We start from the raw sequence: 19,851 nt of genomic DNA on the forward strand, positions 1-19,851 counted from the left end.
GTCCCGCCCGGCAGCGCCGGCCGCCTCGTCGATTCGCCGGTTCGCGTCGTCCAGCTCCTCCGGGGCGAGAAATTCCTTCGAGGGCAGCCAGCCGCCTGTCCCCGCTGGAGTTCGCCCACGGCGGCCGTGAAGCGTGCTTCACGGCCGCCGTCCGGAGGGCGCTGTTTCTAGGCGGCGATGCGGTGGGCTATCGCCTTGGCCGTGGAGGCTGCGTCATCCAGTGCCTGCTGGCGGGAGGCTTCGAAGAGGTGGATCAGCTGGGACATCGCCGGATTGTGTACGGCCATCGTGAGCTCCGGGACGATGAAGTTCACGTCCAGGGCGAGCGCGTCGGCCAGAACGGCCGTGAGGTAGTTCTGCACGTATTCGTAGCCCTCGCGGGGCGTGCCCGGGGCGTAGGAGCCGCCGCGGCTGGCGACGACGGTGACGGAGGTGCCCTTGAGCCTGGAGCTTTCCACGCCGGCGGTGCGGCCGACGAGGACGATGTTGTCGAGCCACGCCTTGAGGGTCGAAGGAATCGAGTAGTTGTACATCGGAGCGCCGATCAGTATGGCGTCGGCGTTCTCCAGCTCGTCGATCAGCGTCAGCCGGTGGGCGAGGGCGGCGGCCTGGGCGGGGGTGTGCGTGGCCGGGTCGGTCTGGCCGGCGGTGTGGGCGTCGGCGGTGAGGTGCGGTACGGGGTTCGTGGCGAGGTCACGGTAGATGACCGTGCCCTCGGGGTGGTGCTCCTGCCAGGTCCGGCGGAAGGCGGCGGTCACGGCGCGGGAGGAGGAGGCGTCGCCGGAAAACAGCGAGGAATCGAGATGCAGAAGAGTGGCCATGGGATGTTCCTCAGGTGTAGCAGTGGTCGGGAATGCGGATGATCGGTGACGGTCCGCGTGGCGAGGGCGTCTCGCGATCACCCGGCCGGGTTTGCCGGGCGGAAGGTGAGCTGTGGCGCCTCGGATTCAGGCGCTGGTCAGGAGGCGAGGACGAGCGTGGCGGCGGCAGCGATCGCGATTACGGTGAGGATGATGGGTGCCATCGCGTTGCCGCGGCTCTCGGGGTTGGCGTAGTCGCCGGACTTGGCGTGGAAGCCGACGGCTCCGACGAGCAGGACTGCGAATCCCAGGGCGGCGGCAACGCCGATGGGCTGCCAGAAGAGACCGGCGATGAGCCCTGCGGCTGCGGCCAGCTCGGCCAGCCCGATGAACCGGACCAGCGGGGCGCTGAAGCCTCCGGGAGACTGCAACTGGGCTGGAATGCTGCCCCTGAGCAGGGCTTTCGGTAGTCCGGCGGCCAGCCCGACAACGGCGAGCAGAACGCTCAGTACGGCGGCGAAGACAAACACGGGTCATGCCTTTCTGGAGAGTGATTCGGACCGCCCGAGCTGTGAGGGACCGGCATCCGTGGAGGATGGGTGTGCCGGCGGGTTTTGCTGCTCACGCGTGAGCGTTGCTGAAGTGCGGTCTCATCGCTGGAGAGCGCTGCTGCGCGGCAACCCGGCCGCGGGCCGGGCGCCGGCCGCCGCGGTGCGGCCGGTGACGGCAGACGCTGAGGCGGGACGGCTCGTCGGCGCCGGCCGCACCGCCTGTGGAAGGCGGAACGCGGCCGATCAGGTGAGGGGCTGTTCGGTGAAGTTCCTGAGCACCAGTGCGCCGGGAACCTCGATGAGGCGTCCGCCTTCGTCGATCCTGCCGAGTTCCACCGGCGACAGGCCGAGCGTGCGGGCGAACTCGGCGATCTGGGAGCTGGCCTCCCCGGAGTCGCTGGAGACGAAGACCACGCGCTTGCCCTGGCCGGAGGGCACTTCGGCGGCGAGCGTCTGGGCGGGAAGGTGGTTGAAGCCCTTCACGATCTTGGCGCCGGGCAGGACCTCGGCCGCGTACTGCGAGGAGAGCCGACCCTTGAGGATGTCGCCCGCGTTGGGCGCGTAGTGCGCGTTGGTGGTGTCGACGACGATCTTCCCGTTCCAGTCGGGCAGGGCGTTGCCGAACGTCTCGACTGCGCCGAACGGGATGGCCATGAAGATGACGTCGCTCGCCAGTGCCTCGGTGAGCGTCACGGCCCGGACCGTGGAACCCCAGGAGGCGGCGAGTTCGCTGATCGAGCCCGGTCCGCGGGTGTTGGCGATGCTGACCTCGACTCCGGCCCGGGCGAAGAGACGCGCCAGCGCCGAACCGATGTTTCCGGTGCCCACGATGGCGTAGCGGGTGTCTGCAGACATGAGTGCTCCCTGTTCCAGTAATTGCTGAAGGCTGTCGAGGCGGCGGAGCGGCTTCGTCGTCCGGCCTGTCGTCGCCGCGTTTCTGTAGGCGGCTCCGACCTCCGCAAGTCCATTTGGTTGAGGTGTTAACCAAACCGTACGACGGACTGGTTAACATGTCAACCAAAGCGGTAGGATGGGCTTCATGGACGAACCGCGATGGCTGGACGAGCGTGAACAGCGGGCTTGGCGCAGCCTCATGAAGATGCAGGCCGGCCTGTCCGAATACATCGAGCGGCAGCTGCGCACCCACAGCGGGCTGTCCACCGCCGACTACCAGGTGCTGGCGCACCTGTCTGAGGCGCCCGAGGGACGCCTGCGGTCGTTCGCACTCGGAGATGCGCTGCAATGGGAGAAGAGCCGTCTGTCGCAGCATCTGACCCGCATGCAGAACCGCAACCTCATCCGCCGCGAGCGATGCGCGACCGACCAGCGAGGGGCCGTCGTGGTCATCACCGAACAGGGCCGCACCCTCGTCGAGGCAGCCGCCCCGCTCCACCTGGCTGACGTGCGCAATGTGCTGATCGACCACGTGACCCCTGCGCAGATGGACCTGCTGATCGAATTGGGAGACCAGGTGGAGGCGCAACTCGCCGAGATCGATCAGAAACCGGGATGACCCCTTGCGTCCCCGCCGGGCTGCCGCCGACCGTGCCGTCAGAGTCTCGCCCGGGGTGCTGATGAGGGCCCGGCATCGCACCAACCGCCCTTACTGCGACACTCCCATCCAACAAAGAAGACGATGCGGGTCGACGAGCCTCGCCTTCAAAAAACGAACGTTTTCTGAAGATCACCGTGCGGGGGTCCGCACACCCCGCAGCCCCTTCAAAAAACCCTTCAAAAACCTGGGTCATTCAAGAACCCTCGACCACCGTTTTCTGACATGATCCGGGGTCATGAGTGACACTCCGGAGCCGTCCGGCCACCCCGAACTCCTCGTTGCCGAACCGCTTGTCTGCACCGAGATCAAGATCGGGTACGCGCGGGTGTCCAGCGGCGGACAGAAGCTCGACCGGCAGATCGACGCCCTCACCACCGCCGGATGCCGGAAGATCTTCTCGGACAAGAAGTCCGGAAAGAACGCCCTCCGCCCGGAATTGAAGGCGTGCCACGCCTTCCTCGACGCTGGCGACACCCTCGTCGTCCCGTCGCTCGACCGCTACGGCCGCAGCCTCCAGGACCTCATCAACATGGTCGCCGAACTCCGGACGCGCGGGATCGGCTTCACCTCGCTGCACGAGAACCTCGACACCACCACCCCCGGCGGCCGACTCGTCTTCCACGTCTTCGCCGCTCTGGCGGAGTTCATCCGCGAACTCATCGTCCAGGGCACCCGCGAGGGCCTGGCCGCCGCCCGCGCCCGCGGCCGGGTCGGCGGGCGCCCCACCGTCGCTACCGAGGAAGTCATCCGCGCCGCCCGCGACCTGCTGCCCGACCCCGGCCGCTCCATCACCTCGATCGCCAAAATGCTGGGCATCTCCCCGGGCACCCTCTACAACCACATCCCCGACCTCCAAGACCTGCGCGCCTCCGCCGTCCCCCACCAGCTCGACGCTGCGGAACGGTGACCCCACGTGCCGATCCGTCCCTAGGACCGCGAGCGTTGTCCCGCCGACTGGCCGGACATCTCCAACGCCATCAACGAACGCGCCGGCTGGCGGTGCGAGTGTGAAGGCGAGTGCGGACGCGGCAGTCACCCGGCCGGTGTCCCAACCGGCACGGACAGCCCGTGTACGGCACCGGTTCGCGGGTCATCCTGACGACGAGAGCGCGCACCTCGACCACACGCCGGAGAACTGTCACCCGGCCAACCTCAAAGCCATGCCAGGGCTGCCACCTGCACTACGACCGTAACCACCACGCCCGTACCCGGGCCCAGACCCGGCATACCGCGCTCGAAACCGGCGGGCAGCTGACGTTTGAGTTGTAGGCGAACGTAGCAAGATCAAGTGCTTAGCGTTACTGGCTGTTCCGCTAGTCCTACCGACGCCAATTGCATCGGATGCGAATACGCGACACCCGGTCTGGAGGCGGGCCCGGGACCGCGCGGAAACGACCCCATCAGGGACGTTGGCCTCGGAAGCACGCTAGCGGTTACAGCGCTGAGTGTCCGCGGGCCTCACTCCATCGAGCGATTGAACTGCGAAGACGCCCCCGAGTCGCAGCTGATGCGAAATTCTCGCGTTAGATGCGATAGACGGAGAGTGATTGCGGATGGGTGGGGACGGCCTCGTTCCAGGGTCTGCTCGGCTGCACCTGATCGACGGTCTGCCGCTGCTGCGGCCGGACGAGCAAGTCTTCGAGGCGATGATCAAGGGCTGGCGCAACCAACAGCTCGCCCGCAATCTCTCGCCGGGATACGTCAACGACCAGGAACGCACAGTCCGGGCCTTCACCCGGCATGCCGACGCGATGCCGTGGCAGTGGACGCCGCAGCACATCGACGAATGGTCGGCCGATCTACGGGCCGTGCACGGCTGCGTCCGCTCTACCCTGCGCAACTACCAGGGCTCCGTACGCCAGTTCTGCGACTTCCTGACCAGCCCCGCCTACGGCTGGAGCGAAGAGTGCCTACGGCACTTCGGGACCCACCCCGTCCAGGTGGTCTACGACTGGAACGCTGCAACGCACGCCGATGAAGCCGAGGGCGAGCCGGAACGCCGGGCCTTCACCAGGCCCGAACTGGAAGCGTTCTTCGACCACGCCGACGAGGAGGTCCTGCGCGTCCGCGGCAAGGGCCGCAAGGGCTGGCTGCCGGCCTTCCGGGACGCCGCCTTGTTCAAGACCGCGTACGCCTACGGTCTGCGCCGCAACGAGACCCGGATGCTCGACCTCACTGACTTCGGCCGCAACCCGCAGGGGCGGGAGTTTGGCGAGTACGGCACCCTGCTGGTCCGCTACGGCAAGGCCAAGAAGGGCTCGCCGCCCAAGCGCCGCAGCGTGCTGACCGTCTGGACCTGGACGCCCGGCACGATCGAGGAATGGATCAGCGAGGTGCGTCCCGGGATGCGGCACTCGACCAGCCGGGCCCTCTGGCCATCCGAGCGAGGCCCGCGAGTCGGGCTCCAGCGGCTGGACTCCCGTTTCGCCGCCTACAGGGACTCCCTCGGCCTGGATTCCGCGCTGGAGTTCCACTCGCTGCGCCGGTCCTACATCACCCACTTGATCGAGGACGGCCACGACCCCCTGTTCGTCCAGCAGCAGGTCGGCCACGACCACGCCTCCACCACCGCGATCTACACGTGCGTCTCTTCCGACTTTCGTACCCGCTCCCTGCGTCGCGTCCTGGACGCCACGATCGAGGCCGCTCTGCGGCCGGGAAGGACCTCCTGATGCCACGACAGATCAGCTATCGATGGCGCCTCCGCGAGCTGATGGCCGCCCGCGGAATGTTCACCGTCGCCGAACTGATGCCACACCTGACCGAACGTGGCATCACGCTGTCCTCCTCCCAGGTCCACCGCCTGGTCTCCGGCACGCCGGAACGGCTGTCCCTGCCGGTGCTGGCCACCCTCTGCGACATCCTTGACTGCACGCCAACCGACCTGATCACCACCTCCGCTCAGAACTTCCCGGCCCGCCGGGCGGCCGGAGAGGAAGCGCCGATCAACCTGGCCGCCCGGCGACCCACGCGGGTCCGGCTGACGCAGGAGGGGTGAACGGTGACGCCGGAGGAGTACGAGCGGTGGATGATCCGCGACTGCGCACGCTGCGGCCGTCGAGCCTCGAAGTCCGCCGAGTGGTCGGACGGTCCGATCTGCCGAACCTGCTACGACCGCGCAATGCGCGTCCGCGGCCGCTGCCCCGGCTGCCGAGCCGACCGACTGCTGCCCGGACGGGACTGCGATGGCACGCCGATCTGCCGCGACTGCGCGGGCATCGCCCGCGACTTCTTCTGCGTCCGCTGTGGCTTCGAAGGGCTGCTCCTCGGCGGACACCTCTGCGAACGCTGCACCCTCGCCGACACCCTCGGCCGACTCCTCGACGACGGCACAGGGCACGTTGCCGCTTCGCTGCAACCCCTGGTCACCTCCCTGCTAGAGATGGACCGGCCCAAGAGCCGCCTGATCTGGCTCCGCAACCCCAATGTCATCCGTCTCCTCCGGGGCCTGGCCACCGGCAGCATCCCGCTCACCCACGACGGGCTGCACCAGGAAACACCCTGGCGAACCATCGTGCACCTGCGTGACTTGCTGATGGACAGTGGTGCCCTGCCACGCGTCGACCGGCAGCTTCTGCTCTATCAGCGCTGGCTGGCCGAGCGGCTCGCCACCATCGAGGACCCCGAACACCGGCGGCTTCTTCAGCACTTCGCCACCTGGCACCAGATGCGGCGCCTGCGGAGCAAGGCGGAGAAGGGACCGCTGGGACGCTCCCAGACCAATCAGACGAAACAAGAAATCACCCAGGCCGGCGCCTTCCTCGCTCAGCTCGCCGACAGAGGCCGCACCATCGAACACTGCCAGCAGGCTGACCTCGACGCCTGGCACACGGAGAAGCCGGCCACCCGTCGCCCGGCCCAGACGTTCCTGCGCTGGTGCATAAAGACGGGCCGGATGCCCCGCCTCGCCCTGCCACCCCAGGTCGTCAACCAGGACCAAACACCCCTGCACCAGCACCACCGACTCGCCGTTCTCCGGCGGGTCCTCAACGACGACTCCGTGCCCCTACGGGCCCGGATCGCCGCCGCACTCGTTCTCCTCTACGCGCAACCCGTCACCCGCATCGTCCGCCTCACTGCCAACGACGTCATCGACGACGGGACCACCGTCACCGTCCGGCTGGGAGACCCACCCTCCCCACTTCCAGAGCCCGTCGCTGACCTCATGCGGGCATACGTCCAGTCCTGCCAGCATCTGCCCTATGCCAGCAGCAGGAGCTCACAGTGGCTCTTCCCCGGACGCCAGCCCGGCCAGCCGATGAACCCGGTCAGCCTTCAAGTGCACTTGCGCGAGATCGGCGTCCAGCCGCAGCGCGGCAGGACCTCCGCAATCCGACAGCTGGTCCTCCAAGCCCCGGCTCCCGTCATCGCGAAGGCCCTCGGTTACCACGACAAGACAGCCACTCGCCTGGTCACCGAAGCTGGAGGAACCTGGAGCCGATACGCTCCCGGCGACCACACACGGTGATTTGCGCCTGAGCTCGGTTCGCCGCTCCACACGGTTGCGAGATCAGTCGTCTGGCGGAAACTCCTGGTCCAGAAGCTGTAGTACCTCCTGCTGCCGCCTATGAAATCCGGGCAGCAGGGGCTGCACGAGGGCGAGATGCTCCGTAATCGACAAGCCCCGGTGAGCGGGCGGCTGCGCCGGGTGATTCCGATCAAGGGCCTTGTTCATCGAAGCACAGAACAGGTACGCCGTTCCCATGGCCTTCGAGTCGAAAACGATCTGTCCGACCGCCACTGAATCGACCGGACCACATACGCCTTCGACCAAGGCGCCCAGCACATCAACGGCGACCGCCGGATCACCGTCCGGGTCCCACCGAGCATGCATGAGCGCAGCGCGCATGCCCTCAGCCAACTCCGAAGCTGACGGCTCCGCCAGATCGCTCGCCATCCCCGCATCGTCCCAGCCTGGCTCGCGGAAAACCACCCTGAATCAGCTACTCGCCGTGACCGAAGTCGTGGATGCCCAGCGAATACACGACACCTCAACATGCGAGCCCACCAGTCCCAAGGCCGTGCTCGGCGGGCCGGGCCCTCGATCACCCTGGAGCTCACCCGGGCGTCGCGATACCGCTCCGCAAGGCCGCGCAGGGCCTCGTCGAGGACCTGGGACGGCGGGCGCCGATGGGCCTCCATGGCGTACCACGACGGAGCCGGCCGCGTGGTGAGAGCTCTGGGTGACGGATTCCAGGCGTGCACCGCCGTCAGCCGGCAGCTCCGCACCTGAGCCTCCCGCAGAGCGAACTGCAAAGCCGTGCCGCTGCCCTCCCCCTCCTCGACACCGACGTTCCCGAACTGGCCGTCCCTGTGCTCAGCGGCACCTCGCACCACGACCACCGGGCAGTCCGCTCGTGCCGCCACGGCCAGGCTGACCGCGCCCAGGAGCATTTCGGCGAGGTCTCCCAGACCTCTGGACCCGAGCACCAGCGCGAACGCGTTGCGTCCCTTGTCGACGAGGGCAGCGGCGGCGTCCTCGTGCAGCACCTCGCTCGACCGCTGCGCCCTGGGAGCTCTTCCCCTGGCGCGTTCCGAGGCGGCACTGATCACGTCGGACGGCTCGCGGTCACCGGCCGCCGCGTGCACGAGGTGGAGCGGCACGCTGTACCGGACTGCCTCGTCGGCGGCCCAGTCCATCGCCTCCAGACTGGCTTCGGACCCGTCGATGCCGACCACCAGGGGAATCGCCACCGCACCTGTCTCCTCTCGTGGCGGGTGCCACGTGACCGGCCTCCCCCTCCACGGCTCCACATGCGCCGGAGAGGGGATTGGGGTACTCCTCGAAGGAGAGAAGCACCGCGCCTCGGCATGTCGGCGACGTCCGGAGCATGCACCCATCGGACTCGTTCACCGTCACCCACCGTCGTATCCAGCTTCGTACGAGACGGAGGCCGCCGCCATGCAGCCAGTCATCACCGTGGGCCTCGACGGCTCACCCGAAAGCCTCGCCGCCGCCCGCTGGGCCGCCGAAGAGGCCGAGAAGCGTCGGCTCACGCTGCGCCTGCTGCACGCGTGGCCCCTGCTCGCGCCGGAACCCGCCCATGCCCACTCCGAGGTCGATCAGAACTATTGGGCGAAGCGTCTCGTGCACACCGCGCGGGCCGAACTCCAAGCCCGCCACCCGGGCCTGACCATTGTCGGGAGCCTGGTGGCCGACGACGCGCAAAAGGCGCTGCTCCAGGCAGCGTCGGAGTCGGAGCTGATGGTGCTCGGCTCGCGGGGGCTGGAGCCCGTCGAGAGCTACTTCCTGGGCGACGTCAGCATGCCCGTCGTGGCCCGGGCGGAGCGGCCGGTGGTACTGGTCCGCGCCGAAACCCGGGTGGAGGGAACACCTCCGGCCCCTGCGGGCCGCGTGGCCGTGGCCCTGAAACTGAACGGATCCTCCGACGACCTGCTCGACTTCGCGTTCCACACCGCCGCGGCCAGGGACGTTCCGCTGGTGGCCGTGCACGGCCGGAGCGTGCCGCTTCACGCGCGCGTGCCCTGGGGGGTGGACCACGCCGCCACCGACGAGATGACGCGGGACGCGCAGAGGGAGTTGAGCAAGGCGCTCGGCCCCTGGCGCGAGAAGTACCCGCAGGTCGACGTGGCCGACAGCATCCGTCTCGCAAGCCCCGCCAAGGCCGTCCTGCAGGCCGCCGAAGGCGCCGCGCTGCTGGTCGTCGGCCGGCGGGCACACCGGCACGGTGTGGCACCCCACCTGGGTCCGATCGCCCACGCGGCCATCCATCACGGGCGCTGCCCCGTCGCCGTCGTCCCTCATGACTGAGCCCGGCCACCACGGGCCACCGCCCCCGCGCGCGGAGGTGTGCGAGACCCATACCGCGATCGTGTTCTTCGCCGGGGACCGCGCCTACAAGGTCAAGAAGCCGGTGGACCTGGGTTTCCTGGACTACACCACGCGGACGGCGCGCCGGCACGCGTGCGAACGCGAGATCGCTCTCAACCGCCGCTTCGCCCCCGACGTTTATCTGGGCCTGGGCGAGTTCAGCAGTCCCGACACGGAGGCGCCCGAACCACTTGTGGTGATGCGCCGCATGCCCGCGGACCGGCGTCTCTCCCGCTTGGTCCGAGAGGGCGTCGCCCTGGACGACGTCCTGCGGGCCGTAGCCCGGCACCTCGCCGCGTGGCACGCGGACGCGCCCCGTGGCCGGGATGTGGACGAGCAGGGCACGCGGGACGCCCTGTCGTCGCGCTGGGAGGCCAGCTTCGCGCAGATCCACGTGATGGCCGACGACGGCTCCGTGCCCGAGGGGATGACGGAGACGGAGCAACTGGTGCGCCGCTATCTCGCAGGCCGCGAGCGGTTGTTCGCCTCCCGCATCCAGCAGGGGCGGGTGGTCGACGGCCACGGTGACCTGCTCGCCGAGGACGTCTTCTGCCTCGACGACGGCCCTCGCATCCTCGACTGCCTGGAGTTCGACGACCGGCTGCGCTACGTCGACGGCCTGGACGACGCCGCCTTCCTCGCCATGGACCTGGAACACCTGGGGGCCCCGGAGGCCGCCGCCTACTTCCTCGCGCGGTACGGCGAATACTCCGGCGACCGCGCTCCCGCGTCGCTGTGGCACCACTACGTCGCCTACCGCGCGTTCGTCCGCGCCAAGGTCTCTCTGATCCAGGCCCGCCAGGGTGCGCCGGGCGCGGAGGTGGCGTCACGACGGCTGGTCTCGACGACGCTGCGTCACCTGCGCACCTCCGCTGTCGGCCTGACCGTCGTCGGCGGGCTGCCGGGCAGCGGGAAGTCCACCCTCTCCGGTGCGCTGGCCGACCGGCTGGGGGTCACCCTGCTCAGCAGTGACCGCGTCCGCAAGGAACTGGCGGGCATTCCCGCGGAGCAGTCCGCGGCGGCCGGCTACGGCGAAGGGCTGTACACACCGGAATGGACCGCCAGGACCTACGCCACCCTCCTCGACCGGGCGGCCGCCCTGCTGTCCGCCGGCGAGTCCGTCGTTCTGGACGCCACCTGGTCCGACACGGCACAGCGTGAAGCGGCACAGCGCGTGGCCGAACGCACCAGCGCCGACCTGGTCGCCCTGCACTGCCACGTCCCGGACGACGTGTCAGCGGCCCGCCTGAGCACGCGCGCCCCCGGCCCCTCCGACGCCGACCTCGACATCGCCACCGCCATGGCGGCCGGGGAACCCGCGTGGCCCGAGGCCGTCGCCGTCGACACCAGCGGCCCGTTGGAGTCCGCGGTCGCCAGGGCGCTGGCAGCCGTACGCCCCTGGGGCACCGGCCAGGCCCCGGTCTTCCGCCGCCCCTACATGGAACCGGACTGACGGGACACGCACCACGACGCGGCGGTCCGTGTTGCCAGGGTGTTCCGCCGGGGTGACCGTGGAGGTGGGGGAGCGAGGAGTGAGTACCGTGCGAGCGGTCGTCTATCACGGCCCGGGGCACATCTCCTGGGACACCGCCCCGGACCCCGCGATTCAGGAGGCGACCGACGCGATTGTGCGCGTCGACGCCACCACCGTCTGCGGCAGTGATCTGCACATCCTGCGCGGAGACCTCCCCGAGGTGAAACCGGGGACGGTCCTTGGCCACGAGGCCGTGGGTGAGATCTTGGATCACATCGGTCGTCCCACCCCGTCTCGACGACTACGACCGAGCCTGCTCGGACTTCACCTGGGCACAGGCGCGCACCGAGCTGGCTGGGCTGCCCGGCGGCGGCCTCAACATGGCCCACGAAGAGGTCGACCTGCACGCGGCGTCCGCCCACGCGGACAAGGTCGCCCTGCGCTGCGTCGCTCGGGACGACTCCGTCTCCACCGTCACGTACGCGGAACTGGCCCGACCTACGGCGCGTTTCGCGAACGTTCTGCGGTCACTCGGCGTCGGCCGCGGAGACCGGGTGTTCACCCTGCTCGGCCGCTGCCCCGAGTTGTACACAGCGGTGCTCGGCACTTTGAAGAACACCAGCGTGCTGTGCCCGCTCTTCTCCGCCTTCGGCCCCGGAATCCCCGCCTCGACTTCGTCAGCCGGTCGAGCGGCTCACCGTCCGGTGGCGGTCGGACCGCGCTCCTGGCTACCGGCGGTGCATGGTCTCCAGAGCTCCGGCGAGGACGTGGGGATCGTGGTGGCCCTTGTAGACCGCGGGTGGTTGCTTTTCGAGGCCGAGGAGTCGGGACACCGCCGTCCAGGCGGTGCGTACGGAGTACTCGACGGTGAAGACGACGTCGTCGGGCACCTCGGCGAACTGCCCGATGAAGGCGAGGTTGACCGATCCCTCGGGAACGACCTTGGGACGGTCGTCGCGCCGACGGGCCAGGAACTGGCTGGTGATGTACGGCATCACGCAGGGCACGACGGTGGAGGTGGCCAGGACGCGGGCCGTGAGTGCCTCGTCGAACCGCAGGTGGCACAACACTTCTTCCAGGATCTCCCGGCCGGAGCACATCGTCATCGGTTTGGGCGTGTGGTTGCCCGCGCGGCCGGGGAAGAGGCCGTAACCCCACCAGACCGAGACCCCGTCGGGCTGGTCGCGGTAGACGGGCTGGCGCTGGGCGACGATGGTGAGCAGCCAGTTGGAATCGGTGAACGTCATCAAGCCGGCCTTGCCCGTGTCCCGGCCCGTGAACTCCTCCAACGCCTGGAGGAAAGCGGGATCCTTGGTCGTGACGGTGAACGACTCCCAGCGGGACTCCTTGACGTGCTTGTCGAAGGCGGCGGGGTTGCCGAAGTCCTCACGCCCCCGGGCAAGCCGGTGCCACAGCAGCCAGGCATCGGAGCGATGGGGCGCCGGTGGGGGCGCCGCGCTGTGTGAGCCGAGGCTGGAGGCATCGGTCATGGAGCCGTTGGTGACCAGGACCAGGTCCCCGGGAGCGACGGTGATCTTCTCGTCGTGGCCGCCACGGGTGAGGTGGACGGTCTGCACGGTGCCACTCCGAGGACCGGGTGTGAACCCGAGGTCGGTGACACTGCAGCCGGTGTGGAAGGTGACGCCGCGCTCGCGCAGCCAGGTCGTCAGCGGCAGCACGATGGAGTCGTACTGGTTGTAACGGGTCCGCTGGATCCCTGACATGGAGGCGAACTCGGGGAAGAGGTGGACGAAGCGCCTGAGGTAGCGGCGGAACTCGATCGCGCTGTGCCAGGGCTGGAAGGCGAACGTGGTGCACCACATGAACCAGAAGTTCGTGGTGAAGAAGTGTTCGCCGAAGCAGTCGGTGATCCGCTTGCCGTCCAGGTGTCCTTCAGGGGTCGCCAGACACCTGACCAGGTCTATCCGGTCCCGCTCGGAGAACCCCATCGAGCGGACGTCGACGATCTTTCCCTCTCCGTCGACGAGGCGGCTGATGTCGTCCCAGGCGAAGTCCTCGTGCCCGGCCAGGGTCTCCTGGGTCACCGACACCGAGGGGTCGTCGAGGGAGGGGATGCCGGACAGCAGGTCGTACGTGCAGCGGAACTCGGCCTCGAACATCCGCCCGCCGCGCATCGTGTAGCCCGTCTCCGCCGTGCCACCCGCGTCCAGGCTCCCGCCGATGTTCCGCTGCTCCTCGTAGAGGTGGATGTCGGATCCGTCGAAACCGCCGTCGCGGATGAGGAACGTCGCCGCGGCGAGCGCGGCGATGCCGCTGCCCACCAGATACGCCTTGGCCACCGCACAACTCCTTGTTCTGTCCAGCTGATCGGGAACCGCACGGCCACTCTCGTCCGTGCCGCGACGGCGGTCAGTGGGCCGATGGTCACCGGCTGGGTCCGTATGGCCCATGCGGCGGGGCCGGCCGGCCGTTCGAGGACGAGGGCAGAGGGCAGACGAGGCCCGGCCGGTGGACCGTCACCGACCGGGCCCGTCGTTGCCTCGGACTCACGCCGGGCGGGGGTCCGCCCTCAGCGTCGGCAGCCGGTGGACGGCGGTAGCTCCGGGAGCTCCCGCCCGGGAGACGGGACCGGGATCCTGTGGGGCAGAGGAAGGCCGTCCGGCCGATGACGAACCGCCCTCCCGGGCGTCCCGGCAGCCGAGTGCGCATCAGCCGGTCTTGTGACCCCACTCAGGGCCGACCAGGTCCCACTCGCTGCCCCATTGAGCGATCCGCCGCCGGTCGAGCCGCCACCGCGCGACGGCTCCGGCGCCGAAGGTCATGCCCGTGAGGACGAGCGCCGCCGCGACGGCCAGGACGCCGCCTTCGATGGCTGCCTCCGTGGGACTCGGCGGCTCGGCGGTGATCTCTCCTCGGCCGTCTGTCCAGACGACGACCTCGGTTCCGGCCTTCAGACCGTCCTCCACCAAGGTCTCGTCGGTGTGGACGGAGCCGTCAGGGTCCGTCCAGCGGACGCGCGCTGCGGTCTGTCCGCTGGTCGTCCCGATCCCCGCCACGTTTCGCGGTACGTCGGTGAGGAGCGTGGCGTGTACCGAGGAGCGTTCGGCGCGCTGGCGGGCGAACATCTCATCGGATGCGTGGACCGTCACCAGGCCGACCATGGTGCCGCCCACCGCGGCCACCACCCATACGGCAAGCACGATCCAGGCCTCGACGATGTCGTCGCGCCGGCGCAGCGGATTGCCTCGCCACCGCCAGAGCCTCTTCCGCGTACGCGTGATGCCCTTCATGGCCCGCCCCTCCTCCTCGTCGTGACACCCACGAAAGTGACAGCCGGGAGCGATCCTTGGGATGGGCCGAGGGGGCAGCACATGAGGGCCGGTCGGCGCCGATTCGCGGAGGAGCCTGGTTCGTTCGGCCCATGACCGAGGTGATCGGAGGAGGAGAGCTGCGGCGATGTCGCGGTGCCCCGGTCGCTGGGTCGGGTGTGGCCTCTTCGGGTCCGGCGCGAGGGTCAACGGCCTCTGACGGGGCCGTGGCCGGGCGCACACGCTGGTGGGACCGAACCCCCGTCCTACGCCCACGCGTTAGAAGGGCATCATGCACAACACTCGCCTGGACGCCATGAATCCCGAGACCTGTGTGTCGGCTGCGGTCGCCGCACGTCGATCCACAACACCCAGCCATGGCGTTTCGGCCTGGACACTGGAGACCAAGGCCGTGGAGGGCGGCGTCGTGCCGGCGCTGACGAAGGAGAGCGAGGAAGCGGACCACCGTCGTGGGCGCCCGGGGGTTCGGCGGTGTCGTCGGCGTTCTGGCACGCTCGGTGAGCCGGCGCCTGGCCGCGCACGTGCGAGGCCCGCTGTTGGTCGTCGGAGGGATATGCGGGAGGCCGGTGTCGTGGTCGTCGGCGCGCGCCGCCGTGCGGGTCGGTTCGGCCTTCAGCTGGGCCCGGTCGCGCACGTCCTGCTGCACAACTCCCACTGTCCCGTGGTGCTGGTGCCGACGACGTGAGCGTGTCGTCCGACTGTCCGGCCGCCCGCCTCCAGGTGCGTTCCCGTCTCCGGGACACGTCGCGTGTCCGACGTTCGCGTCGGGCACGCGACGCACCGACCAAGATGTGTCGGCGGCCTGCCGGCCCGCGAGCCGCGACAGGACACCCGTCGCCCCGTGCCGCCCGCGTGAGAACTCGCGGGCGGCACGGGGCGTGATCGCGGGGTTCGGCTGCCCCGCCGTGCTCGACCGGTTCCTCAGGGCCGGTTCCCGGGAGGGGCGGTCAAGAGGGGCGCTGTCCTCCGGAGCGCGGTCATGCGCGAGATGAGGGGCGCGGCGGCCATGGCGGACGCCCTCCCGAGATGCCGGGACTGACCGGGATCATCGTGTCGGCCCCTGTCTGCATCCGCAGGGACTGCGAGGCGGAGGCGGGGGACCGGCGGACGAGCTGCGAGGGTGCCGTGCCGGGAGCTGGGCATGCCGAATGGACTTGTCCCCGGGCTCCCGGCACGGCACGGCGGAACGGCACGGCACCTCGCGTGGCAGGCACCGCCGGATCTACTGTTCGGGTGTGCCTGTCGGCCCGTAGAAGGCGGCTCGCATGATCCCCTGCATGTCGTCGAGCATGGGCATCCGCGGGTTGGCGGGCGCGCACTGGTCTTCGTAGGCGTTCATGGCCTGTTGGGGCAGTGCGTCGAGGAAGGTCCGCTCGTCGATGCCGAGGGACTTGAACGACGGTTCGATGCCCACGGCGTCACGCAGTCGCTCCACGGCGCGGGCAAGGGAGTCGACGCCCTCGGCCGGGGTGCCGGCCGGCAGGCCCAGGGTGCGGGCGATGTCCTGGAGGCGTTCGGGAGCGCGGTAGCTCTCGTACTTGGGCCAGCCCGTGAGCTTGGTCGGAACGGTGCCGTTGTAGCGGATGACGAGGGGGAGCAGGACGGCGTTGGTCCTGCCGTGCGCGATGTGGAACGTGGCGCCGAGGGTGTGGGACATGGCGTGGACGATGCCGAGGAAGGCGTTTCCGAAGGCCATGCCCGCGATGGTGCCGGCGTTGTGCATCTTCTCGCGCGCCTGCGGGCTGTCCGTCCGGTCGTTCACGGCGGCCTCGATGTGGCCGAAGATCAGCCGAATCGCGTGCAGGGCGAGGCCGTCGGTGAAGTCGTTGGCGTAGACGGACACGTACGCCTCGATGGCGTGGGTGAGGGCGTCGAAGCCGCTGTCCGCCGCCAGCGCCGGGGGCAGCCCGGTGGTGAGCAGGGGGTCGACGATGGCCACGCTCGGCGTGAGCGCGTAATCGGCGAGCGGGTACTTCTTGCCGGTCGCCGGGTCGGAGATGACGGCGAAGGGGGTGACCTCGGCGCCGGTGCCGGAAGTGGTGGGCACGCACACGAGACGGGCCAGACGACCGAGGACGGGGAAGCGGAAGGCCCGCTTGCGGATGTCGGAGAACTTCTGCCGCATGTCCGCGAAATCGATGTCCGGCTGCTCGTACAGCAACCACATCACCTTGGCCGCGTCCATCGGCGAGCCGCCGCCCAGCGCGATGATCGTGTCCGGCCGGAAGTCACGCATCAGCCGGGCGCCGCGCTGCACGGAGTCGATGCTCGGCTCGGGCTCGACGTTGTCGATGATCTGGACGGTCACCGGCTCGTGGCGCCGCTGGAGCACGCGCGTGACGCGGTCGACGAAGCCGAGGCGGGTCATCGTCGCGTCGGTGACGACCGTGACCCGGTGCACGTCCGGCATGGACGCCAGGTACCGGATCGCCTGCGGCTCGAAGTAGATCTTCGGCGGCACCTTGAACCACTGCAGGTTGTTGCGGCGGGTGCCGACCCGCTTGACGTTCAACAGTTGCGCGGCGGACACGTTGTTGGACACCGACGTGCTGCCCCAGGAGCCGCAGCCCAGCGTCAGCGACGGCAGCAGGCCGTTGTAGATGCCGCCGATCGCGCCCTGCGAGGACGGCGCGTTCACGATGATCCGCACGGTCTTCATCCGCTTCCCGTACGCCTCCGCCAGCGCGCGGTCCTCGGTGTGGATGACGGCGCTGTGGCCCTGGCCGTGGAAGGCGACCATGTCCGCGGCCAGGTCGAAGCCCTGCTGTTCCGAACGCGCGCGCAGCACGGCGAGCACCGGGCAGAGCTTCTCCCGGGTCAGCGGCTCCTCCGGGCCGACCCGGTCCGTCTCGACCAGGATGAGCGACGTGTCGGCGGGCACCCGGAAACCCGCGCGCTCCGCGATCCACTCGGGACTCCGGCCCACGGCGGCGGCGTTGACCTTGGGCTCACAGCCCGCACCCGCGGTGCCCGCAGGGAACAGGAAGGTCTCCAGCTTCGCCTTCTCCTCGGCGGTCGCCAGGTGGGCGTGCAGCGTGCGGAACTCGGCGAGCGCCGGGTCGTAGATCTCGTCGTCCAGGATGACGGCCTGCTCGGAGGCGCAGATCATGCCGTTGTCGAAGGACTTGGACAGCACCAGGTCGTTGACGGCGCGGCGCAGCCTGGCGCTCTTGTGGACGTACGCGGGGACGTTGCCGGCGCCGACCCCCAGGGCGGGCTTGCCCGCCGAGTAGGCCGCCCTGACCATGGCGTTGCCGCCCGTGGCGAGTATCAGCGAGACGCCCGGGTGGCGCATCAGAGTGCCGGTCGCCTCGACGGACGGAGCCTCGATCCACTGGATGCAGTGCTCGGGCGCTCCCGCGGCGAGGGCGGCGTCGCGCACGACGCGGGCCGCCTGCGCGCTGCAGCGCTGGGCGGAGGGATGGAAGGCGAACACGACGGGGTTGCGGGTCTTCAGCGCCATCAGCGCCTTGAAGATCGTGGTGGAGGTCGGGTTGGTGACGGGAGTGACCGCGCACACCACGCCGACCGGTTCCGCCACCTCGACCATGTCCTCGATGTCGTCGCGGGCGATGACGCCCACGGTCTTCATGGGAGCCATGCTGTGGGTGACGTGCTCGCAGGCGAACATGTTCTTGGCCGCCTTGTCCTCGAAGACGCCCCGTCCGGTCTCCTCCACCGCGAGGCGGGCCAGCGCGGTGTGCTGGTCCAGAGCGGCGACCGACGCCTTCTTGACGATGTGGTCGACCTGCTCCTGGTCCAGGGCCTCGTAGTCGGCCAAGGCCTTGAGTCCGTTGGTGACGAGCTGGTCAACGGCGATGACGGTGTCCGACGGCGCCTCGGCGGTGGCCCTGGTCGCGGTGCGGTCGTCGTGGCGGGTCATGGGTGTGCCTCCGTCGTCGAGAGGTGAGGCCGCACGTTCCGGCGGCCGTACGAGAGCGGCGCTGTGGATGACCGGTGCCGCTCCGTCAGCAGCGTCTCGTCGGCAGCGCTGCCCCGAGCAGGTCCTCCCGGTTCCCAGCAGGTGCCTGACCGGCCCCGAATGCGCGGGCCGAGTGGCCCTTACTCCCTGTGGAACGCTGCGCGGTGCGAGCCGCTTGTCAGAGCGGCCAGGGGTGCGCGATCCCGCCCGTGTGCCGCTCGGGCGGACGAGTGTCGTCGACGCGGGACGTGAGGTTGTTCACGACGCCCACCACTCCGTCCACCCGCCACGTCAGCTGGATGGCCAGGGGGATGCCGCTGCGCTGCTCCAGCCGACCCTGCAAGGTGACCATGCCGTCCCGGACCGAGACGTTCACCGTGTGGGGCGGCACGCACATGGCCCGCGTCAGCACGTCCTCGAGTACTTCCCGGCCGATCTCCTCGTCCGTGCGCAGGAAGACGCGCAGCAGGTCCCGTCGGGTAGCGATGCCGATCAGCCGGTCTTCCTCGTCCACCACGGGAAGCCGGTCCACGTGGCGGCGTTCCATGATGCGTGCGGCGTCCGCGACGCGCTGTTCGGGGTGCACGGTGATGGCCGGCGTCGACATCAGCTCTCCGGCGGTCGTGGCCCGGGCCGCGGCCGTCGCGTCAGGGGTGGCGCCGCGCGCGGACTTGCGGCCACGCCGGACGCGGCCGTGAGGGGGCCGAGCCGCCTGATGGCGGATCAGGTCGGCTTCGGAGATGACCCCGAGGACCTTGTCGTCGTCGTCCACCACGGGCACGCCGCTGATGCGGTGCCGGTCCAGCAGGCGTGCCACGTCCTTGAAGGGTGTTTCCCGGCGCGCTTCGACGACCTCGCTGGTCATCACCTCGCCGACGATGCGGGTCATCACGCCACTCCTTCCCTCGACCATCCGCGAGACAAGCGCGGCGGACGGTGTTGTGCCCGGGCGCCCACAGGCCGGAAGCCCTGTGCGGCAGGTCGTCCGTGAACGCACCGAGGCCGGAGCGCACGGGCTGTGTCGGCCGTCGGCTGTCGATGTCCCTACGGACCGTCCCGGGGAACCGGCCCCCGGTACGAATTCAGCGTCCGGCACGACGAGCCGCCGGGGCAGGGGCCAACCGTCCCGAAGCCGGGACCGAATGCCCCGACTCCAGGAGTCCGGCCCTGTCACCTGCGCAATCCGCCGCTTCGGGATGCGCGCGATTGGGCGCAGGGGCGCGCAGGAAGGGGGATCGTCGACGATCTCCCGCCGCCGACGGGTGGTCCGAGGAACGCGGCGAGGGCCTTGCTCGACACCGGAGTTCGACGGTCCGCAGCAGTGTAGGGCCGACCGGCCCTGGCCCTTCGGCCCTGGAACGCGCACGATCTACGGTAGGCAGGGACCGGGGCACGCGGTGGGCGTCTTCCGGCGCAGGTACGAGACG

Annotated in this window: 16 protein-coding genes and 3 pseudogenes; 10 read left to right on the plus strand and 9 right to left on the minus strand. The window is 69.6% G+C overall.

Annotated features, from left to right (window positions below):
- Window positions 1–167: 167 nt before the first annotated feature.
- The 3 genes from OG736_RS37780 to OG736_RS37790 form a co-directional block, all read right to left on the minus strand.
- Window positions 168–821, minus strand: a complete 654-nt coding sequence (locus OG736_RS37780; RefSeq protein WP_327186428.1) for an FMN-dependent NADH-azoreductase — start codon at window positions 819–821, stop codon at window positions 168–170.
- A 137-nt stretch (window positions 822–958) separates the two neighbouring features.
- Complete coding sequence (locus tag OG736_RS37785) at window positions 959–1,330, minus strand: DoxX family protein (protein ID WP_327186429.1); 372 nt, start codon at window positions 1,328–1,330, stop codon at window positions 959–961.
- A gap of 264 nt (window positions 1,331–1,594) precedes the next feature.
- Window positions 1,595–2,206, minus strand: a complete 612-nt coding sequence (locus OG736_RS37790) for an NADPH-dependent F420 reductase (protein ID WP_327186430.1) — start codon at window positions 2,204–2,206, stop codon at window positions 1,595–1,597.
- A gap of 184 nt (window positions 2,207–2,390) precedes the next feature.
- Between OG736_RS37790 and OG736_RS37795 the strand changes: the two genes are divergently transcribed.
- The 5 genes from OG736_RS37795 to OG736_RS37815 all read left to right on the plus strand — a co-directional run bounded on the left by OG736_RS37795 (window position 2,391) and on the right by OG736_RS37815 (window position 7,374).
- Complete coding sequence (locus tag OG736_RS37795; RefSeq protein ID WP_057582258.1) at window positions 2,391–2,864, plus strand: MarR family winged helix-turn-helix transcriptional regulator; 474 nt, start codon at window positions 2,391–2,393, stop codon at window positions 2,862–2,864.
- A gap of 277 nt (window positions 2,865–3,141) precedes the next feature.
- Window positions 3,142–3,813 (plus strand): recombinase family protein, encoded by a 672-nt coding sequence (locus OG736_RS37800; RefSeq protein WP_143606564.1) that lies wholly within the window; start codon window positions 3,142–3,144, stop codon window positions 3,811–3,813.
- Window positions 3,814–4,459: 646 nt separating this feature from the next.
- Window positions 4,460–5,578 (plus strand): tyrosine-type recombinase/integrase, encoded by a 1,119-nt coding sequence (locus OG736_RS37805; RefSeq protein ID WP_327186431.1) that lies wholly within the window; start codon window positions 4,460–4,462, stop codon window positions 5,576–5,578.
- Complete coding sequence (locus OG736_RS37810) at window positions 5,578–5,904, plus strand: helix-turn-helix domain-containing protein (RefSeq protein ID WP_327186432.1); 327 nt, start codon at window positions 5,578–5,580, stop codon at window positions 5,902–5,904. The genes OG736_RS37805 and OG736_RS37810 overlap by 1 nt, the downstream gene beginning before the upstream one ends.
- Window positions 5,905–6,027: 123 nt before the next feature.
- Entirely contained in the window at window positions 6,028–7,374 is a 1,347-nt protein-coding gene (locus OG736_RS37815; RefSeq protein ID WP_327186433.1) for a site-specific integrase, read from the plus strand.
- A gap of 42 nt (window positions 7,375–7,416) precedes the next feature.
- On the opposite strand, the gene OG736_RS37820 is transcribed toward OG736_RS37815, so the two are convergent.
- Together OG736_RS37820 and OG736_RS37825 are read right to left on the minus strand one after the other, a co-directional pair.
- Window positions 7,417–7,803: a hypothetical protein gene (locus OG736_RS37820; RefSeq protein WP_327187889.1), complete on the minus strand. Its 387-nt coding sequence runs from the start codon at window positions 7,801–7,803 to the stop codon at window positions 7,417–7,419.
- A gap of 125 nt (window positions 7,804–7,928) precedes the next feature.
- Window positions 7,929–8,600 (minus strand): annotated as a pseudogene (locus tag OG736_RS37825) (universal stress protein); the annotation flags it as partial.
- Window positions 8,601–8,808: 208 nt separating this feature from the next.
- On the opposite strand from OG736_RS37825, the gene OG736_RS37830 reads away from it, so the two are divergent.
- The 4 genes and pseudogenes from OG736_RS37830 to OG736_RS37845 all read left to right on the plus strand — a co-directional run.
- Window positions 8,809–9,678, plus strand: a complete 870-nt coding sequence (locus tag OG736_RS37830; protein WP_327186434.1) for a universal stress protein — start codon at window positions 8,809–8,811, stop codon at window positions 9,676–9,678.
- Entirely contained in the window at window positions 9,671–11,191 is a 1,521-nt protein-coding gene (locus OG736_RS37835) for a bifunctional aminoglycoside phosphotransferase/ATP-binding protein (RefSeq protein WP_327186435.1), read from the plus strand. The genes OG736_RS37830 and OG736_RS37835 overlap by 8 nt, the downstream gene beginning before the upstream one ends.
- A gap of 88 nt (window positions 11,192–11,279) precedes the next feature.
- Window positions 11,280–11,483, plus strand: a pseudogene (locus OG736_RS37840) (alcohol dehydrogenase catalytic domain-containing protein); the annotation flags it as partial.
- Window positions 11,484–11,592: 109 nt separating this feature from the next.
- Window positions 11,593–11,856 (plus strand): annotated as a pseudogene (locus OG736_RS37845) (AMP-binding protein); the annotation flags it as partial.
- An 84-nt stretch (window positions 11,857–11,940) separates the two neighbouring features.
- Here the strand turns inward: OG736_RS37845 and OG736_RS37850 are convergent.
- Both OG736_RS37850 and OG736_RS37855 read right to left on the minus strand, forming a co-directional pair.
- On the minus strand, window positions 11,941–13,512 hold the full coding sequence (locus OG736_RS37850; RefSeq protein WP_327186436.1) for an oleate hydratase: 1,572 nt from the start codon (window positions 13,510–13,512) through the stop codon (window positions 11,941–11,943).
- Window positions 13,513–13,881: 369 nt separating this feature from the next.
- Window positions 13,882–14,463 carry an Rv1733c family protein gene (locus tag OG736_RS37855; RefSeq protein ID WP_327186437.1) on the minus strand — a complete coding sequence of 194 codons (582 nt, stop codon included), beginning with the start codon at window positions 14,461–14,463 and terminating at the stop codon, window positions 13,882–13,884.
- Window positions 14,464–15,055: 592 nt separating this feature from the next.
- On the opposite strand from OG736_RS37855, the gene OG736_RS37860 reads away from it, so the two are divergent.
- Window positions 15,056–15,187, plus strand: a complete 132-nt coding sequence (locus tag OG736_RS37860; protein WP_442817121.1) for a universal stress protein — start codon at window positions 15,056–15,058, stop codon at window positions 15,185–15,187.
- A 537-nt stretch (window positions 15,188–15,724) separates the two neighbouring features.
- Here OG736_RS37860 and adhE read toward each other — a convergent pair.
- Entirely contained in the window at window positions 15,725–18,385 is a 2,661-nt protein-coding gene (gene adhE / locus OG736_RS37865; protein ID WP_327186438.1) for a bifunctional acetaldehyde-CoA/alcohol dehydrogenase, read from the minus strand.
- Between the two features lie 217 nt (window positions 18,386–18,602).
- The gene (locus OG736_RS37870) at window positions 18,603–19,313 is read right to left on the minus strand and encodes a CBS domain-containing protein (RefSeq protein WP_327186439.1); all 711 of its coding nucleotides are present in this window, start codon (window positions 19,311–19,313) and stop codon (window positions 18,603–18,605) included.
- Window positions 19,314–19,851 lie beyond the last annotated feature (538 nt).

This window comes from Streptomyces sp. NBC_01334, assembly GCF_035983595.1.
Classification (GTDB): Bacteria; Actinomycetota; Actinomycetes; order Streptomycetales; family Streptomycetaceae; genus Streptomyces; species Streptomyces coriariae.

What these genes read in the sequence shown, in the direction of transcription:
- OG736_RS37780 (WP_327186428.1), bottom strand. Translation starts at nt 821, where the DNA reads ATGGCCACTCTTCTGCATCTCGATTCCTCGCTGTTTTCCGGCGACGCC.
- OG736_RS37790 (WP_327186430.1), bottom strand. Translation starts at nt 2,206, where the DNA reads ATGTCTGCAGACACCCGCTACGCCATCGTGGGCACCGGAAACATCGGT.
- OG736_RS37795 (WP_057582258.1), top strand. Translation starts at nt 2,391, where the DNA reads ATGGACGAACCGCGATGGCTGGACGAGCGTGAACAGCGGGCTTGGCGC.
- OG736_RS37800 (WP_143606564.1), top strand. Translation starts at nt 3,142, where the DNA reads ATGAGTGACACTCCGGAGCCGTCCGGCCACCCCGAACTCCTCGTTGCC.
- OG736_RS37805 (WP_327186431.1), top strand. Translation starts at nt 4,460, where the DNA reads ATGGGTGGGGACGGCCTCGTTCCAGGGTCTGCTCGGCTGCACCTGATC.
- OG736_RS37810 (WP_327186432.1), top strand. Translation starts at nt 5,578, where the DNA reads ATGCCACGACAGATCAGCTATCGATGGCGCCTCCGCGAGCTGATGGCC.
- OG736_RS37815 (WP_327186433.1), top strand. Translation starts at nt 6,028, where the DNA reads ATGCGCGTCCGCGGCCGCTGCCCCGGCTGCCGAGCCGACCGACTGCTG.
- OG736_RS37820 (WP_327187889.1), bottom strand. Translation starts at nt 7,803, where the DNA reads ATGGCGAGCGATCTGGCGGAGCCGTCAGCTTCGGAGTTGGCTGAGGGC.
- OG736_RS37830 (WP_327186434.1), top strand. Translation starts at nt 8,809, where the DNA reads ATGCAGCCAGTCATCACCGTGGGCCTCGACGGCTCACCCGAAAGCCTC.
- OG736_RS37835 (WP_327186435.1), top strand. Translation starts at nt 9,671, where the DNA reads ATGACTGAGCCCGGCCACCACGGGCCACCGCCCCCGCGCGCGGAGGTG.
- OG736_RS37855 (WP_327186437.1), bottom strand. Translation starts at nt 14,463, where the DNA reads ATGAAGGGCATCACGCGTACGCGGAAGAGGCTCTGGCGGTGGCGAGGC.
- OG736_RS37860 (WP_442817121.1), top strand. Translation starts at nt 15,056, where the DNA reads ATGCGGGAGGCCGGTGTCGTGGTCGTCGGCGCGCGCCGCCGTGCGGGT.
- adhE (WP_327186438.1), bottom strand. Translation starts at nt 18,385, where the DNA reads ATGACCCGCCACGACGACCGCACCGCGACCAGGGCCACCGCCGAGGCG.
- OG736_RS37870 (WP_327186439.1), bottom strand. Translation starts at nt 19,313, where the DNA reads ATGACCCGCATCGTCGGCGAGGTGATGACCAGCGAGGTCGTCGAAGCG.